Here is a 15,773-nt window from a genome sequence, read left to right on the forward strand (position 1 = left end):
CCGTCACACGGCGGGCAGCACCATTCGAAAGACGCTCCCGTTTCCCACGGTGCTCTCGACCTCTATCCGGCCGCCGTTCGCCGCGATGACCGACCGCGCGATGGCGAGGCCAAGCCCCATCCCGCCAGCTTGCCTCGCTCGGTCGGCATCCACCCGGTAGAAGCGCTCGAAGATCCGCTCCAGGTGCGCCGGGGCGATGCCGGGACCGGTGTCTCTCACCTCGACGGCTGGCTCGCCAGAAGGCAGGACCTCGACGACGACGCGAATCGAGCCCCTCTGCGGCGTGTACTTGATCGCGTTGTCCAGGAGGTTCACGACTCCCTGCCGGACCAAGGCCGGATCGCACCGCGCCCGAACCCCAGAATGGGCAGCGGCCGTCAGCTCCTGCCCCTTCTCCTCGGCGAGCACCCGGAGGTGCTCCACGGCGCTCGTTGCGAGCGCGCCCAGATCCACCACCTCCCGGGCAGCGTGGGTGCGTCCCGTGTCGGCGCGGGTCAGGAGGAGCAGGCCCTCCACGAGCCTCGTCAGCCGTTCGACTTCCTCGAGCATGCTGCCGATGACCTCGCGATAGGCTGCCGGATCGCGCGCGTTCTGCAGCGCCACCTCCCCCACGCTCCGCATCGCGGTGAGCGGCGTCCGCAGCTCGTGCGACGCGTCGGCGGTGAAGCGGCGGAGGCGCTCGAACGCGTCTTGCAGCCGGGCCAGCGTGTCGTTGAACACGCCCGCGAGCTGGCCGAACTCGTCCCGGGGATCCTCGACGGGAAGCCGTGCGTCAAGCGCCTCGGCGGTGATGCGCCGGGCGTGATCGGCCAATGCGCCGACCGGCGCGAGTACGCGGCCGGCGAGGAGGTACCCGCCTGCCAGCGCGACGATCGCAGCGCAGGGGATGGCGAGCGCGAGAATGAGCGCGAGCCGGCCCAGCGCGCCGCGAGTGAGCGCCTCGTCAGTGGCGACCGCGATCCGGAGCTCGTGCCACGACCTCGTCTCCATCCGGTAGGAGTGCCCATGCGGCGACGACCAGGTGGCCGGCCCGGCCTCGGTCAGCGCCGCCCGGTCGAGCCCGATCCTCGTCCAGGCAGCCGTTCGATAGAGGACGCGTCCGGCGCTGGTGACCTCGAAGAGCTCGACTCCGGCGCGGGTCTCGACCTCTGCGAGGTCGTAGTCGGCCTCCCGATAGGTTCGCTCGATCGTCGCCAGGTCGCGCGCCAGCCGGGCATCGAGATCGCGGAGGAGCTGGGCTCGTACGAGAGCGTAGACCGCTCCGGAGAAGGCGCAGACGATGAGCGTCAGCACGCCGGCGTGCCACAGCGCGAGACGCCCGCGGACGCTGCGCGGCCGGAGCATCATCGCGGCTCCGGGCCGAGCACGAAGCCGACGCCACGGATGGTGTGGACCAGCTTTCTCGGGAAGGGGTCGTCCACCTTCCGGCGCAGCCGCGCGATGGTCACGTCGATCACGTTGTCGAGCGGGGTCGCGCGCGCGGTCACCTTCCAGACGTCTCGCGCCAGCATCTCGCGGGAGACCACGCGCCCCTGGTGGCGAAGGAGGTACTCGAGGATCTCGAACTCCTTGGCCGTGAGGTCCACCGATCGTGAATCGCGCACGACCGCCCGCTTCACGGGGTCGAGCTCGAGGTCTTCGTGCCGGAGCTTCGACGCCGGGTCGAGCCTGCCGCGGCGAAGCAGGGCGCGAACGCGAGCCAGCAGCTCGGGGAACGCGAAGGGCTTCACGAGGTAGTCGTCCGCGCCCACATCGAGGCCCTGGACCCGGTCCTCGATGGTGTCCTTGGCCGTGAGGATGAGCACCGGGGTCTGAAGACCGCGAGCCCGGAGCGCGGCGAGGATCTCGAGGCCGCCGCGGTTCGGGAGCATGAGGTCGAGCAGGATGAGATCGAACGACTCGTTCGAGACGAGGAAGAACCCCTCCTCCCCGGTCGACGCGACGCGGGTCTCGAAGCGCTCGGCGCCGAGCCCGTCGGCGAGCGCCCGCGCCACCTTCGACTCGTCCTCGACGATCAGGATTCTCGAATGATCTTCGTGATGCACGCCCGGAAGTATAGCTGCGCCATGGCAGGCGAATCCTGACAGCGCTGTCAGGGAGTCTTCAGGAGCTTCACGAGCGCGGTCGCGCCATCCTGCGCTCGCTCGCGGAGCGGATCGCTCCGACCGAGGAAAGGAGATGCCCATGCTTCGGACGATCGGTGTTCTTGCGCTGGCCCTTGTCGCGCTCCCAGGAGCGGCGCTCGCGCAGGGCGCGGGGAGGACCTGGGACTTCCAGGCAGATGCTGTGGGCTCCCCTCCCGCCGGCTTCTCCTTCGGCCGGACGGGCGAGGGCCGCCCCGGAAAGTGGGTCATCCAGCTCGACCCGACCGCCCCGGCCGGCGATCACGTGCTGGCCCAGGTCGATGAGGACCGCACCGACAACCGCTTCCCGGTGGCGGCTGCCGACGCACCCGCGCTCAGGGACCTTCGCGCCGAGGTCCGGTGCAAGCCGGTCTCGGGGAAGGTCGACCAGGCATGCGGGCTCGTCATTCGCTACCGCGACGCCGACAACTACTACCTGGCCCGGGCCAACGCGCTCGAGGACAACGTGAACCTGTACCGCGTGGTCGACGGCCGGCGCCGGCAGATCAAGGGCTGGAGCGGGCGGGTCGTGTCCGGGGCCTGGCACACGCTCGCGGTCGAGGCGCGCGGCAACCGGCTCCAGGTCTTCTGGGAAGGGAAGCCGATCATCGACGCGACGGACGACACGTTCAAGGAGGCCGGGAAGGTCGGGGTGTGGACGAAGGCCGACTCGGTCACGTCCTTCGACGCGCTGGCGGTGACCGGGCTTCCATAGCGCCTCTTGCTGCCGCTGATTCTCCGTCCCGCAGCCCAAACGACAGGAGCCGTCTCGTGAAGATCCTCACCGCTGCCCTCGTCTCGCTCGTCCTGGCGGGTTCCGCTGCCAGGGCGCAGGCACCCGCTCCCACCGGACCCGCATCCGCCGCGCCCGCCGCCCCTCCGATCGCACCCGCGGCCCCTGCCATCACGCCGTCCAAGGACTTCCCCAAGGGGACCGCCACACCGTCCGCCGACTGCGGCGCCTGCCATCAGGCCATCTATCGTGAGTACGCCGAGGGGTTCGGGAGCGACATGCGGTACCCCGGCGTCAGGCTGCGATCGAAGGATGACAAGGTCCTCGAGATGCCTGCCGGCAGCTCGGTCGCGGCGAGCGCGCACGCCGTCTCCGGTACGGATCCATGGCCCATCCACGCGCGAGAGGCCGAGGAGGAAGGCAAGAAGTGCAACGTCTGCCACTTCCCGCAGCCTTTCGCGATCCCGGAGCGCACCGCGCTCGAGGTCGTGAAGCCGGCCCCCCGCGCTGAGGCTCAGGGCGAGGGCATCACCTGTGCCTCCTGCCATCTGACGCCCGAAGGGAAGATCCGAGGACCGCACAAGGCCGACGCGCCCCACGAGACCGTCGCCGACGAGCGGATGTCGAGCTCGGAGATGTGCGCGTTCTGCCACTCATTGGGAAAGCGCGTCCCGGGCAAGCAGACCCAGACCTATCTCGAGTGGCGTGACGACTTCGCCGCGCCGGGCCTCGGTCGCCAGCAGTGCCAGGACTGCCACATGCCACGCACGCAGCGAAAGACCGCCGAGGATGCGGACGTCCCGCTCCGCGCGGTCGCGCGCCACCTCTGGACCGGCGGTCACTCCGGCCAGCGGCTCGGCAGTGCCCTTTCGCTCGTCATGCTTCAGCCGCAGAAGGACGGCGCGAACGTGGAGCTCCACCTGATCAACGTCGGCGCGGGGCACTCGGTCCCCACCGGCTCGAACCGGCGCGCCATCTATCTCCAGACGCGGGCCGTCGATCGCAAGGGGAAGGTGCTCGCCACGCGCGAGTGGATGTTCGCCCCTTGGTACGGGCCGCGCCCCGACGACCGAACCTTCCTCGAGGAGGACAAGAAGCGTCCCGACCACATCGCCGCGACCCAGGCCGACGAGCAGGGCCTTCACGAGGCGCCGATCCGGGCGGGCGAGGAACGCGTCCTGACCTGGCAACCCGCGCTCCGCGACGGCAGCTACACCGTCGAGGCGAGCCTCATCTACGATCTCAACCGCTACAACGACCGGGCGTCCAAGGGAGACCAGCGGGAGATCTCGCGCTTCACCTTGCCATTCCAGGTGAAGGCGAGCCACTGAGGAACGACGGTCAGTGAGAACGACATCCTGGACTCCGCGCGCTCTCATTCTCTGCTCGTTCTCGCTCGTGGCGGCGTGGCCGCTCACCGCGAGCGCGTATCGGCCCTTCAACTCGACGGACGCCGCGGTGGCAGCGAAGGGTGAGATGGAGATCGAGCTCGGACCCCTCGGGTACGTGGTGCAGGGCGCCGACAGGACGCTGGTCGCGCCGAGCCTCATCCTCAACTGGGGCTTCGCGGATCGCTGGGAGGCGGTGCTCGAGGGGCGCCACTTCGTGGAGCTCGGACGCGACGTCCCGGAGCCGCGCCTGCGCGTCGAAGATACCGCCTTCTCGCTGAAGAGGGTCCTGCGCGAGGGTAGCCTCCAGGAGAAGGCCGGCCCGAGCGTCGCCACGGAGATCTCCGCCCTGCTCCCGACCGTCAACGGCGACCCCGGCGTAGGCGCGGAAGGAGCGCTCATCGTGTCGCAGCGCTGGCAGGATCTCACGTTCCACGTGAACGGAGCCGCTGCCTGGACCCGGGCGCACACCCCCGGTGTGTTCGGCGGGGTCATCCTCGAAGCTCACGACGCCTGGGCCATTCGCCCCGTCGCGGAGGTCTTCGTGGAGCGCGAGCGCGATCTACCGACGACGGTCTCCGGCCTGGTCGGTGCGATCTGGCGTGCTTCCGACCGGCTCTCGTTCGATGCGGCGGTACGCCGAGCGCGCGCCGGAGGCGTGGATACGACCGAGCTCCGCGTCGGGCTGACGTGGGGATTCAGCGTGGGGTTCCCGTGATCCAACGACGACCGACTGTCCTCCTCCTCGTCCTCGCGATGGCCTCCGGCGCCCTGGCCTGCCGGAGCCGCTCGCGCGAGGTCGTCGTGTACCTGTCGATCGACCAGGTCTTCACGGAGCCCATCCTGCGCGACTTCGAGCGCCAGAGCGGCGTCAAGGTGCGCGCCGTCTTCGACACCGAGGAGACGAAGAGCACGGGCGTCCTCAACCGGATCATCGCCGAGGCGAGGAGCCCGCAGGCGGACGTGTTCTGGTCGGGCGACCCCGTCCGCCCGCAGTTGCTCGTGAAGCGCGGGCTCGTGCGGGCGTACCTCTCGCCCGAAGCGGCTGCGATTCCACCCGCCTTCAAGGCCGCCGACGGGACCTGGACCGGCGGTGCCGCGAGAGCGCGCCTCCTCCTCGTGAACAAGACCCGCGTGAAGCCTGAGGAGATGCCTCGCTCGGTTCGTGACCTCGCGGACCGGAGGTGGAAGGGCCAGACGGCGATCGCGAACCCGCTCTTCGGCACGACCACGATGCACGTCGCCGCGCTCGCGGACGCGTGGGGCGATGACGCGCTGAAGTCCTTCCTCACGCAGCTCAAGGCGAACGGGTGCCGGATCGCGAGCTCGAACGGCGAGGTGAAGCGCCTCGTCGCCTCGGGCGAGGTGGCCTTCGGCCTCGCCGACACGGACGACGCCGCCGAAGCCCTCCACGACGGCGCGCCGATCGAGGTCGTCTACCCCGACCAGGATGGGATGGGCACGTTGCTGATGCCTACCGCGGTGGTGTCGCTCGCGGGACCGCACACCGAGGAGGCGCGGCGGCTGGTCGATTACCTCCTCTCCGTCCCTGCCGAGCAGAAGCTCGTCGATGTCGCCGCACACATCCCGCTGCGCGCCGACGTGAAGCCTGCCGCGGGCGGGAAGCGGGCGAGCGAGATCAAGACGATGCAGATCGACTACGCGAAGGTCGCCGGCACGATGGAAAGGCTCCAGCCATGGCTGCGGGACTGGGCTGGGCTCTAGCGCTGAGGCGCCGGGAGGAGCCATTCCTCCTCCTCGCAGCGGGGGTCGTCCTCGCGGCGGTGGCGCTCGTGCCGCTCATGTTCCTCGGCGGCGAGCTCGGCAAGGGCGACGCGCTCCGTCACGCGGCGCACGCGCTCTCGGCACCGCGGACCTGGGCGCTGTTCGTCTCGTCGCTCGGGTTCGCGACGGCGGTCACGGTCCTATGCCTCGCCATCGGACTCCCTCTGGGTCTCCTCCTCGGCCGCGCCGACGTGCCGCTCCGGCGCGTTGCCCTCTGGCTCCACGCGTTTCCGGTCTTCGTGCCTCCATTCCTCCTCGCGCTGGGCTGGTTCCACGTCTTCGGCCGCGGCGGTCTCGCCGCCTCGACTCTCGGCGCCCGGCTCCTCTTCTCGTGGCCGGGCGCGGTCGCCGTCCTCGCGCTGGCGCTCACGCCGGTCGTCACCTCGCTCGTCGCGGTCGGCCTCCAGGCGATCGATCCTTCGCTCGAGGAGGCGGCGCTGCTGGTCGCCGGTCCGCGCCGGACTGCGGCGGGCATCCTGTTGCCGCTCGTGCGCCCGGCGACCGCGCTCGCGGCGCTGGTCGTGTTCTCGCTCGCTTTCTCCGAGCTCGGCGTCCCGATGTTCCTGCGCGTGCCCGTTTACCCCGGCATGGTCTTCTCGCGGCTCGGTGGCGTCGACTACGCGCCCGGTGAGGCGTTCGCGCTTGCGCTCCCGCTCTTCGCGGTCGCCGTCGGGCTGCTCCTGTTCGAGCGTCGCGCCGCCGGCCGGCGTTCGTTCGCGGTCCTCGGTCTTCGCAGCCGCGAGGTCCCGGACCTCCGCCTCGGCCACTGGCGCCCCGTCGCGATCGTCTTCACGGCAGCCGCCGCGCTCTTGCCGGTGGCGCCCTTGGCGGCGCTCGTGATCGACGCCGCCCGCGGTCACGGCTTTTCGGAGCTGGCGCAGTGGATCGGCGCGAGCGCATGGAACAGCCTCTTCGACGCGCTCATGGCCGCCACGTTGGTGCTGGCGCTCTCGGTCGTCATCGGCCACGCCGCGGCGCGCGGCCGGCGCGGCGGCGTGGGACTCGATGCGCTTGCCGTCCTCGCCTTCGTGACGCCGGCGTCCGTGCTCGGCGTGGGCCTCATCGCCACCTGGAACCGTCCTTCGCTCCAGGGGGTCTACGGCACGAGCGCGATCGTTGCCCTTGCGTTCGCCGCACGGTACGGTGCGGTGGGCCTGCGGACCGCGGCGGTGTCGTTCTCGCAGGGTTCGGAGCACTACGAGGAGGCGGCCGCGATCGGCGGCGCGCGCTTCCTCCGCCGGCTCGGCCGGATCCTCGTGCCCATCCACGCGCGCGGGCTCCTCGCTGCGTGGCTGCTCGCCGTCGTGTTCTGCCTCCGGGACCTGGAGACGGCAGTCCTCCTGTATCCCGCGGGTCAGGAGCCTCTGACGGTCCGGATCTTCACGCTCGAGGCCAACGGGCCGGGGTCGGTCGTGGCGGCGCTGTCGTGCGTCCAGGTAGCGATGACCGCCGCCGTCCTCGCCGTCGGATCCGCCCTGCTCTTCCGGAGGAAGGCGTGAGCACCTCCATCCAGCTCGACGGCGTCACCGTGCTCCGGCAGGGCCGCAAGGTGCTGGACGACGTCTCCCTGGCGATTCCGGCGAGCGAGACACTTTCCCTGCTCGGCAGCTCGGGGTCCGGTAAGACCACGCTGCTCCGGGTGGTCGCCGGCTTCGTCGCGCCGCACCTCGGCGTCGTGCGCCTCGGCGATGCGCTCGTGACCGAGCGCGGGCGGATCGTCCTCGCGCCAGAGGAGCGGGATGTCGCGATGGTCTTCCAGGACCTCGCCCTCTGGCCCCACCTCACCGTCCACGGGAACCTCGCGTTCGGGCTCGATGGGAAGAAGGTGCCGCGAACCGAGCGCGACGACCGCATCGCCGCGATCCTCGCTCGCGTCGGCCTCTCCGGGAAGGAGCGTCGCCACCCCGGCGAGCTGTCGGGCGGGGAGCGGCAGCGCGTCGCCATCGCCCGGGCGCTCGTGCTCGATCCGCGTGCCGTCCTGTTCGACGAGCCGCTCTCGAACCTCGACGTCGGCCTCAAGCAGGAGCTGCTCGCCCTCTTCCGCGAGCTCCTCGGCGAACGCAGGGCCACCGCGCTCTACGTCACCCACGATCCTCGGGAGGCGCAGGCGCTCGGCGATCGCACCGCGGTCCTCGACGAGGGCCGCATCGTCCACCTGGGCCGCATCGATGACCTGCGCTCGCGACCTGACCTGCCATTCGCACGAATGATCCTGGAAGCGCTCGGGTAGCTTGGGAGCTCGAGCGCGGGAGGAAGGAGTGGCACGTGCCCGTCCACGGATCGACGAACGATCCCGGGCTCTACGCGTGCCCGCCAGGCATGCCGGCTTCCTCCGCTCCTGCGGAGCCGACAGCCAAAACCTTCACGCCAGTGGCGGCCCTGGAGATGAGTGCCGCCACGGCCTTGGGTTGCGACACGTAGATCGCGTGGGACCCCTTCTCCTCGATCGTCGTCGCTCCGGCACGCTTGGCCATGATTCGCTGCGCAGGGGGCGGAATCATCCGGTCCTCGGTGGTGACCAGGTACCAGCTCGGCTTGGTCCTCCAGGACGCCTTGGTTATCGTCCCACGCAGAGCGTCCACGCCCCATGGCACCTGCGAGTCTGCCATGAAGGCGGCCTCTTCCTGGTCGAGGTCGCCTGCGAAGGCGGCGTGGAACTTGTCCTTGTCGAGGAAGAGACGACCGTCACGCGGCGCCAGGATCGGCGGCACCGGAGCCCCAGGCGGCGGGTTCCGAATCAGAGCGTCAACGGACTCGCCCTCGCTGGGAGCGAAGGCCGCGACGTATACCAGCCCGACGACCTTCGGATGGTTTCCTGCCTCGGTGATCACCACGCCACCGTAGGAGTGTCCAACGAGGATGACGGGTCGGTCCTGCGCGTCGAGGATGAGCTTCGTCGCGGCGACATCGTCGGCGAGGGTCGTCGTCGGGTTCTGCACGACGCTGACCGTGTAGCCGTCCTGCTTCAAGAGCTGGTAGACACGCCGCCAGCCGCTGCCGTCCACGAAGCCGCCGTGTACGAGCACCACGTTCACCGCATCGCTTCCTGCCATGACGGTCGTCTCCTTGCGCCGGCGGAAGGACGCGCATCGTGGAGGTGGTGCTGATCGCCGGTGCGGCCTTCCTAGCAAGGTGTCAGAGCCAGCGCCCTGCGATCCCGTCGGCTCATGGAGGGGCAGCTGGCAGGCGAGCCCGGCCGCACCCTCTGACGGCTTTGCCAGTCCACGAGTCTCTGCCTTCGGCCATGGTGATGCCCGACGACGAGCGGCAGGTCGCGCCGCTCCTCGCCGCCATCGCCGGCCTCTGCCAGCTCGACGTCTTGATCGAAGCGAAGCAGGACGGCCAAGGGCACGACGCCCCGTCTTCCCGAGGCCAAGGCCGGCGACACCCAGGCCTTCCGTGCCCTCGTCTCTCGCAATGTGGTACGCGGGCCGATTGACCGGCGCCGCTCCAGCGCCGCGCGGCCGAGGTTCCGTCGATGGCCTCGGAACGTCGCGGAGCGCGCGCCACTGCCTGCCCGGCCAGGACGAAGACGAGGCTCGATGACGACCGGCTCGCCGTCATCGGATCTCTCGGCGACGACGACATGGTCGTCGTTTCCGGCGTGAACCATGCCGCGACCGGAGTCGCGACGTACTCGAGCTTCGCCGTGGACGGCGACCGGCGGTGCTCTGCGCTTCCCGACGGTCGTTGCATCGAAGGGCGCTCGACGATTCCTGGTGCAGCGGGCGGCGGCTACGACTAGCACCTCACGGATCGACTGCCCCCTGGCATCGGCCGACATGGCCTCACCCCAATACCGACCGCTCCCGAACGGAGGACGAGCACATGGCCAAGAACACGATCGTTCTGTGGTACGACGAGGACGCCGAGGCCGCGGCCCGCTTCTACACCCAGACCTTCCCAAATAGCGCGATGGGTCGCATTTTCCGCGCGCCTAGCGACTACCCCAGCGGCAAGAAGGGCGACGTGCTGACGGTCGAGTTCACCGTAGCTGGCGTGCCTTGTATGGGCCTGAATGGTGGACCCGAGTTCACGCACAACGAAGCGTTCTCGTTCCAGATCGCGACCGACGATCAGGAAGAGACCGATCGCTACTGGAACGCGATCGTCGGCAATGGTGGCCAGGAGAGCGCGTGCGGCTGGTGCAAGGACAGGTGGGGCGTGTCCTGGCAGATCACGCCGCGGGTCTTGACCGAAGCGCTCGCGGCAGGGGGTGAGGAAGCGAGGCGCGCTTTCCAAGCGATGATGCCCATGAAGAAGATTGACGTCGCCACGATCGAGGCCGCGAGGCGTGGCTGACGCTTCGCCTCTCCTCATTTCGCGGAGCGGGCACTCTCGGGCGGGGCGCCGAGCCCGCGCACTGAGCGTACGAAGAGGCATCTCCGCCGAGGATTGGACGGTGCGCGCATGCGGTCTCAACCCCCATGCGGCCGCACGCGTGCTCGCGGCCTGGAAGGCGCGCGCCTCGTCGGGCTGTCGCGCGCGGTCGCCAGCGAGACCGTCGCGAAGCCGAAGCGCTCCCGGATGCTGTCGACGACCGCGCCGACCCGGTCGTTGCGATCGAAGAGCGGGAGCTGCTCGAACGTGCCGAGGTTCGAGAGCTGGATGCCGAGCAGGCGGATCGGCAGCGACCGCGTACGCGCCGCCGCGAACATCTCCTTGACGATGGGATAGAGCTCGAGCTCCGAGTTGGTTGCCATCGTGGTGTGCGAACGCGTGAGCGTGTGGAAGTCGGCGTAACGCAGCTTGAGGGTCACCGTTCGCGCCTTGACGTGGCGCTTGCGCGCGCGCCAGCAGACCCGCTCGCACAGACCGCACAGGACCGCCTCGATCGACGCCGGGTCGGTCACGTCCTCGCGGAAGGTCCGCTCGTTGGAGATGCTGCCGACCGTCTCGCCCTCGGGATCGTGCTCGGCGAACGCCGGGCGCTCGCGGCCGAGGTCGCCCGAGCCCAGGCCCTGCACGCCGCGCGAGATCGACGCCGCCCATGCGCCGAAGATCTTCTGCAGATCCGCCTCCGACGCCTCGGCGACCGCGCCCAGCGTCCGGTAGCCGGCGGCGTGCAGCTTGGCCTCGGCGACGGGACCGATGCCGGGGAACGACCGCACCGGCAGCGGCGCGAGCACGGCGCGCTCGACGCCCGCGGGCACCAGCATCACACCGCGTGGCTTGGCCAGCGCCGACGCCACCTTGGCCACGGCCTTGCTGGTCGCGACCCCAGCGCTCGAAGGCAAGCCGATCTCGTCGAAGATGGCCGTGGTCAACTGCAGCACCGCGCCTTCGATGGCGACGTCGCCAGCGCGGTCCTCCCCGCGGTTCCCGCTGGCGGCGTCGCCGGATGCGTAGAGCCGCTCGCAGCCGGAGAGATCGAGATACATCTCGTCGATGCTGGCGACGAGCACCTTGGGCGCGTAGCGACGCGCGATCTCGCGCACGCGCTCGGCGTAGGTGCCGTAGATCTCATGCCGCGTGGGCAGGTAGATCGCGTTCGGCGCGCGCTTTCCGGCCTCGACCAGCGACATGCCCGACTTCACGCCGAGGCGGCGCACCTCGTAGCTGGCGGCGGTGACCACGCCGCGGCTCCCCGGCTTTCCCCCGACGACCACCGGTTTGCCTTCCAGCGTGGGATCGAGCAGTCGCTCGACGGACACGAAGAACGTATCGAGATCCAGGCAGCAGATGCGCGGCGCCGTGAGCGGCTGCGCGCGCGCGAGCTCCGACGCCATCCCCATGAGGCGGACGTTAACTGATCATCCGTTCAGGTGCAAGTCACCGCTTGGTCTTCGACGGAGTGTTCCTGGGCGACTTCCGGGTCTGATTGCGCGGTGCCTTGCGCGACACCGGCCGGCGCGTCGACGCGGCCAGCGCCTCGCTCAGTTCCGCGTCGGTCAACATCGATTGAAGCTTCGCCGTCGCGTCGCGCAGCGAGCACCGCCGACCGTCCATGTCGGACCAGAGCTCGCCCACTTCACCGATGCGCGCCGCCATCGTGCGCAGCGTGAACGTGCGCGGACCGACGGTGCCTCCCTCGAGCTCGGCCCACGTGCACGGCGCCGAGATCGGCGCGCCCGGCCTGGCACGAACCGCGTAGACCGCGGCGAACGTCGCGCCCGGCAGGTTGCGCCCGGTGTCGACGAAGATGCGGTCGCCACGGTCGGCCTTGATGAACTCTTGCGTCAGGATGTGCGGGTGGCGCTTGACCAGCACCGCGCCTGCGCCGTGCGCAAACCGCCAGACGCTCTCCGCGTCTCCCTCGCCGTCGAGCGGAATCAGGATGTGGAATCCCTTCGAGCCCGACGTCTTCACGTACGACGGCAGCCCGAATTCGTCGAGCAGCTCGCGCACCGCCAGGGCGGCCGTGCGCAGCGACTGCGGATCCTCCGCGGAGGGATCGAGATCGAACACGCACAGGTCCGGCTGATGGAGCTTCGGTACCCGCGAGATCCAGACGTGGGGCGTGACCGAGTTCTGGTTCGCGAGCCAGACCAGCGATCGCGCGTCGCCGACCAGCGGGTAGTGCACGGACTCACCCGCCTTGTCGTTGCGCTTCTCGACCTCGACGCGCTCGAGCCAGCTCGGAAACCCCTTCGACACATCCTTCTGGATGAAGCCCTTCTTGTCGATGCCGGCGGGGAATCGCTCCATCGTGATCGGACGCCCGCGAATGTGCGGGATCATCAACGGCGCCACCGCCTCGTAGTACGCGCACAGCTCACCCTTGGTGATGGCGGAGTCGGCAAAGAGCACCTTCTCGGGATGGGTGATCACAGCCGTAGCTTGCCGCCGGCGCCCCACCTTGTCGACGCCCGAACCGTGCCGACAGACCGGCGTGGAGACGTCGGTGAGACTGTGCCCTTACCCCGGCGGAGCCGCCGGCGATACTGCGCGGGCGGGACCCCGAACGCCCGCCTGAACGCGCGGTTGAACGCAGGCTCGGAGCCGTACCCGACCTGCAGCGCGATCTGAAGGACCTTGTGGTCCGTCGCCTCGAGGAGCCTCGCGGCGAGCTGGAGACGCCAGCGTGCGAGGTATGCCAAGGGTGGCTCGCCCAGGAGCCGGGTGAACCGCTCCACCAGCACGGTGCGCGACGCGCCGGCCTCCTTCGCCAGCTCGGGCAGCGTCCAAGGGCGCGCAGGATGGCGATGAATGCTGGCGAGCGCCCTGCCCGCGACCTCGTCGCGCGCCGCGGCGAGCCACCCGGTGCATTCCGCCGGAAGCTCATCCATGTACCGGCACAGCGTCTCCATGAACAGGGCTTCCGACAGCTTCGAGAGCAGGGCGAGGCGGCCTGCGCGCCCGGACTCGATCTCGTTCACGGAGTGACGGATGGAGCTCTCGATCCAAGCGCCCGCGGGGTCGCCGCGGATGTGCACCTTGAACACCGGGGGCAGGCCAGCCAGGAACAGCCTCTCGGCGTAGCGCTCGCACCCGAAGTAGCCACAGACGAACCTCGTCACTGCGCCGCCGCCGCCGCCGCGCTCCGAGACGAGCAGGCCGGTGAGGAGCTTCGGCAGGAGCTCGGTTGCGTAGTGCAGCTCTTTCACGTGTCCGTTCCACAGCCCGTGCGCGTCTCCATGCGGAAACACGACGATGTCGCCGGCCCCGAGCGATACGTCGTCGTGCCCCGAGACGCGCGCCGTGGCCTGTCCTTCCGTCAGCAGGTGGAAGAAGACCAGGTGCTCCGTTCCGGGCGCCAGGAGCGGCGCAACCGAAGCGGAGGGTGGCGACGCGAACCCCCAGGGCGCGCCGTACTCCGCGTTGAAGAACAAGGCGCCGGTGATCCGCACTCCGCGCAGCGCTTCCGACAGGGCATCCATCGCAGCCTCGTGCAGCAAAGAAATCCGTACGGCGAATCAAGCCCCCGGCGGCTCGGCCCAGCAGATCACGGCAAGGCCGGATGCCGGGATGACCCGAAGGCCGCTGAAGGGGTCGTCACGACGAATCGTAATGGCCGAAGGAGAGGGCGTCCGATGAGGAGCTACCACGCGAACCTGGGTGCGGGACTCGAGGGGCTCACTCTGAAGGACGGCCCCGAGCCGAAGGTCCGTCCCGAAGAAGTCCTCGTCCGGGTCCGAGCGGCATCGCTGAACTACCGGGAGCTGATGATCATGATCGGCGGCCGCTACCCGCTGCCGGTGAAGCCCGACGTGATCGTGGCGTCGGACGGGGCCGGAGAGATCGTCGCGGTCGGCGAAGCCGTCACCCGCGCCAGGGTCGGCGACCGGATCGTCGCCTCCATGTTCCCGCGCTGGATGGACGGCCCGTTCACCCTCGAGCACGCCGCGCAGCTCGGTGGCTCGCTGGACGGGATGATGACGGAGCTCAAGGCGCTGCGCGAGGACGCGATCGTGCCCATTCCGGAGCACCTCTCGTTCGAGGAGGCCGCGACGCTGCCCTGCGCGGCCGTCACGGCGTGGAACGCGCTCACCGGAGGACGGCCGCTGCGAGCCGGAGAGAGCGTGCTCACGCTGGGCTCGGGTGGCGTGTCGCTGTTCGCGCTGCAGTTCGCGAAGATGTTCGGATCGTACGTCATAGCCACCACCTCGACAGAAGAGAAGGCGGCCAAGCTCAAGGCTCTCGGGGTCGACCACGTCATCGACTACCGAGCGTCGCCGGACTGGCCAGCCGAGGTCCGGGAGGCGACGGGTGGGCGAGGTGTCGATCACGTCGTGGAGGTCGGCGGTCCGGCCACCCTGGAACAATCCTTGCGGGCGACGGCGGTCGGCGGCGAGATCGCCTGGGTCGGGAGCCTGGCCCAGGGCGCCCCGCCAGTCGACGTCACTGCCCTCTTCAATGCCGCCGCGTCCCTGCGCTCGATCGCGGCCGGCAGCCGTGCGCAGCTCGTGGCGGTGACCCGCGCCATCGCGGTCCACCGAGCGAGGCCCATCCTCGATCGGGTCTTCGCGTTCGAGGAGGTGCCTGCCGCGTTCTCGTACTACGTCGCGGGCAGGGCGTTCGGCAAGGTCGTGATCCGCGTTTGTCCCTGACGCCGCGCAGCCGGATCGAGAAGGTGCGAGGTCAGGACGCTCTTTCGAAGAGTCATGGGAGGCAGGCACGATGACGAAGCCAGCATACAGAACCACCGCGCGAGTGACGGGCGGTCGCGCAGGCGGGAAAGGGACCATCACCAGCGGCGAGCTCACGGTCGAGCTCCAGCTACCGAAGGAGCTCGGCGGCCCTGGCGGTGCAACGAATCCCGAGCAGCTCTTCGCGATCGGGTACGCGGCTTGTTTTGAAACCGTGCTCCGCATCCTCGGGCAGCGCATGAGCCTCACGGCCGACGATGCCGTCATTGATTCCACGGTGGCGTTGATTCCAATCGAGAATGGGCGTTTCAAGCTCGGCGTCGAGCTCGACATATCATTGCCGTCCATCGCCGATACGCAGCAGGCCATCGACCTCGTCAGAAGGGCCCACCAGACCTGCCCTTACTCCGCCGCGGTCCGCGGAAACGTCGAGGTCGCGCTCGTGGTGAATGGGGCGCTGGTACGCGAATAGCTCGGGGACGCGAGCCCCGACGGCGCCCGGTGACGAACGTTCAGCGGCAGTGGCATCGCCTTCCGACGGTCGTCGCATCGCTGGGCGCTGGACGGTTCCTGGTGCAGCGGGCGGCGGCTACGACTAGCACCTCACGGATCGACTGCCCCCTGGCATCGGCCGACATGGCCTCACCCCAATACCGACCGCTCCCGAACGGAGGACGAGCACATGGCCAAGAACACGATCGTTCTGTGGTACGAC

Annotated in this window: 16 protein-coding genes; 10 read left to right on the plus strand and 6 right to left on the minus strand. The window is 69.6% G+C overall.

Annotation, left to right across the window (positions count from 1 at the left end):
• Positions 1–3: 3 nt before the first annotated feature.
• Both MNY62_RS04440 and MNY62_RS04445 read right to left on the minus strand, forming a co-directional pair.
• Positions 4–1,347, minus strand: coding sequence for a sensor histidine kinase (locus MNY62_RS04440; RefSeq protein WP_242342894.1), 1,344 nt, complete (start codon positions 1,345–1,347; stop codon positions 4–6).
• Positions 1,344–2,045 carry a response regulator gene (locus MNY62_RS04445; RefSeq protein WP_242342895.1) on the minus strand — a complete coding sequence of 234 codons (702 nt, stop codon included), beginning with the start codon at positions 2,043–2,045 and terminating at the stop codon, positions 1,344–1,346. The genes MNY62_RS04440 and MNY62_RS04445 overlap by 4 nt, the downstream gene beginning before the upstream one ends.
• Positions 2,046–2,184: 139 nt before the next feature.
• On the opposite strand from MNY62_RS04445, the gene MNY62_RS04450 reads away from it, so the two are divergent.
• Genes MNY62_RS04450 through MNY62_RS04475 form a run of 6 tightly spaced genes read left to right on the plus strand, consistent with a single transcriptional unit; the run spans position 2,185 to position 8,259 of the window.
• Entirely contained in the window at positions 2,185–2,838 is a 654-nt protein-coding gene (locus MNY62_RS04450) for a DUF1080 domain-containing protein (protein ID WP_242342896.1), read from the plus strand.
• A 56-nt stretch (positions 2,839–2,894) separates the two neighbouring features.
• A complete protein-coding gene (locus tag MNY62_RS04455; RefSeq protein ID WP_242342897.1) occupies positions 2,895–4,187 on the plus strand; it encodes a NapC/NirT family cytochrome c in 1,293 nt (430 codons plus the stop codon).
• A gap of 13 nt (positions 4,188–4,200) precedes the next feature.
• Positions 4,201–4,962, plus strand: coding sequence for a hypothetical protein (locus tag MNY62_RS04460; RefSeq protein ID WP_242342898.1), 762 nt, complete (start codon positions 4,201–4,203; stop codon positions 4,960–4,962).
• Positions 4,959–5,969, plus strand: a complete 1,011-nt coding sequence (locus MNY62_RS04465) for an ABC transporter substrate-binding protein (protein ID WP_242342899.1) — start codon at positions 4,959–4,961, stop codon at positions 5,967–5,969. Before MNY62_RS04460 ends, MNY62_RS04465 begins: the two co-directional genes overlap by 4 nt.
• Complete coding sequence (locus tag MNY62_RS04470) at positions 5,942–7,528, plus strand: ABC transporter permease (protein WP_242342900.1); 1,587 nt, start codon at positions 5,942–5,944, stop codon at positions 7,526–7,528. The genes MNY62_RS04465 and MNY62_RS04470 overlap by 28 nt, the downstream gene beginning before the upstream one ends.
• Positions 7,525–8,259: an ABC transporter ATP-binding protein gene (locus MNY62_RS04475; protein ID WP_242342901.1), complete on the plus strand. Its 735-nt coding sequence runs from the start codon at positions 7,525–7,527 to the stop codon at positions 8,257–8,259. The genes MNY62_RS04470 and MNY62_RS04475 overlap by 4 nt, the downstream gene beginning before the upstream one ends.
• A 70-nt stretch (positions 8,260–8,329) precedes the next feature.
• Here MNY62_RS04475 and MNY62_RS04480 read toward each other — a convergent pair whose 3' ends face one another.
• The gene (locus MNY62_RS04480) at positions 8,330–9,082 is read right to left on the minus strand and encodes an alpha/beta hydrolase (protein WP_242342902.1); all 753 of its coding nucleotides are present in this window, start codon (positions 9,080–9,082) and stop codon (positions 8,330–8,332) included.
• Positions 9,083–9,507: 425 nt separating this feature from the next.
• Between MNY62_RS04480 and MNY62_RS04485 the strand changes: the two genes are divergently transcribed.
• Complete coding sequence (locus MNY62_RS04485; protein ID WP_242342903.1) at positions 9,508–9,774, plus strand: hypothetical protein; 267 nt, start codon at positions 9,508–9,510, stop codon at positions 9,772–9,774.
• An 83-nt stretch (positions 9,775–9,857) separates the two neighbouring features.
• Positions 9,858–10,331 (plus strand): VOC family protein, encoded by a 474-nt coding sequence (locus tag MNY62_RS04490; RefSeq protein WP_242342904.1) that lies wholly within the window; start codon positions 9,858–9,860, stop codon positions 10,329–10,331.
• A gap of 116 nt (positions 10,332–10,447) precedes the next feature.
• Here MNY62_RS04490 and MNY62_RS04495 read toward each other — a convergent pair whose 3' ends face one another.
• The 3 genes from MNY62_RS04495 to MNY62_RS04505 are packed head-to-tail and all read right to left on the minus strand — an operon-like array spanning position 10,448 to position 13,849.
• Positions 10,448–11,758, minus strand: coding sequence for a DNA polymerase Y family protein (locus MNY62_RS04495; protein ID WP_242342905.1), 1,311 nt, complete (start codon positions 11,756–11,758; stop codon positions 10,448–10,450).
• A gap of 43 nt (positions 11,759–11,801) precedes the next feature.
• Positions 11,802–12,800: a non-homologous end-joining DNA ligase gene (ligD, locus tag MNY62_RS04500; RefSeq protein ID WP_242342906.1), complete on the minus strand. Its 999-nt coding sequence runs from the start codon at positions 12,798–12,800 to the stop codon at positions 11,802–11,804.
• Positions 12,797–13,849, minus strand: a complete 1,053-nt coding sequence (locus MNY62_RS04505) for an AraC family transcriptional regulator (RefSeq protein WP_242342907.1) — start codon at positions 13,847–13,849, stop codon at positions 12,797–12,799. Before MNY62_RS04505 ends, ligD begins: the two co-directional genes overlap by 4 nt.
• Positions 13,850–14,002: 153 nt before the next feature.
• On the opposite strand from MNY62_RS04505, the gene MNY62_RS04510 reads away from it, so the two are divergent.
• Positions 14,003–15,019 (plus strand): zinc-dependent alcohol dehydrogenase family protein, encoded by a 1,017-nt coding sequence (locus tag MNY62_RS04510; protein ID WP_242342908.1) that lies wholly within the window; start codon positions 14,003–14,005, stop codon positions 15,017–15,019.
• Positions 15,020–15,089: 70 nt separating this feature from the next.
• Positions 15,090–15,530 (plus strand): Ohr family peroxiredoxin, encoded by a 441-nt coding sequence (locus MNY62_RS04515; protein WP_242342909.1) that lies wholly within the window; start codon positions 15,090–15,092, stop codon positions 15,528–15,530.
• Positions 15,531–15,773 lie beyond the last annotated feature (243 nt).

This window comes from Anaeromyxobacter terrae, assembly GCF_022690685.1.
Classification (GTDB): Bacteria; Myxococcota; Myxococcia; order Myxococcales; family Anaeromyxobacteraceae; genus Anaeromyxobacter; species Anaeromyxobacter terrae.

Coding starts and splice junctions, on each gene's coding strand:
- MNY62_RS04440 (WP_242342894.1), bottom strand. CDS start 1,347: ATGATGCTCCGGCCGCGCAGCGTCCGCGGGCGTCTCGCGCTGTGGCAC.
- MNY62_RS04450 (WP_242342896.1), top strand. CDS start 2,185: ATGCTTCGGACGATCGGTGTTCTTGCGCTGGCCCTTGTCGCGCTCCCA.
- MNY62_RS04470 (WP_242342900.1), top strand. CDS start 5,942: ATGGCTGCGGGACTGGGCTGGGCTCTAGCGCTGAGGCGCCGGGAGGAG.
- MNY62_RS04480 (WP_242342902.1), bottom strand. CDS start 9,082: ATGGCAGGAAGCGATGCGGTGAACGTGGTGCTCGTACACGGCGGCTTC.
- MNY62_RS04485 (WP_242342903.1), top strand. CDS start 9,508: ATGGCCTCGGAACGTCGCGGAGCGCGCGCCACTGCCTGCCCGGCCAGG.
- MNY62_RS04490 (WP_242342904.1), top strand. CDS start 9,858: ATGGCCAAGAACACGATCGTTCTGTGGTACGACGAGGACGCCGAGGCC.
- MNY62_RS04495 (WP_242342905.1), bottom strand. CDS start 11,758: ATGGCGTCGGAGCTCGCGCGCGCGCAGCCGCTCACGGCGCCGCGCATC.
- MNY62_RS04505 (WP_242342907.1), bottom strand. CDS start 13,849: ATGGATGCCCTGTCGGAAGCGCTGCGCGGAGTGCGGATCACCGGCGCC.
- MNY62_RS04510 (WP_242342908.1), top strand. CDS start 14,003: ATGAGGAGCTACCACGCGAACCTGGGTGCGGGACTCGAGGGGCTCACT.
- MNY62_RS04515 (WP_242342909.1), top strand. CDS start 15,090: ATGACGAAGCCAGCATACAGAACCACCGCGCGAGTGACGGGCGGTCGC.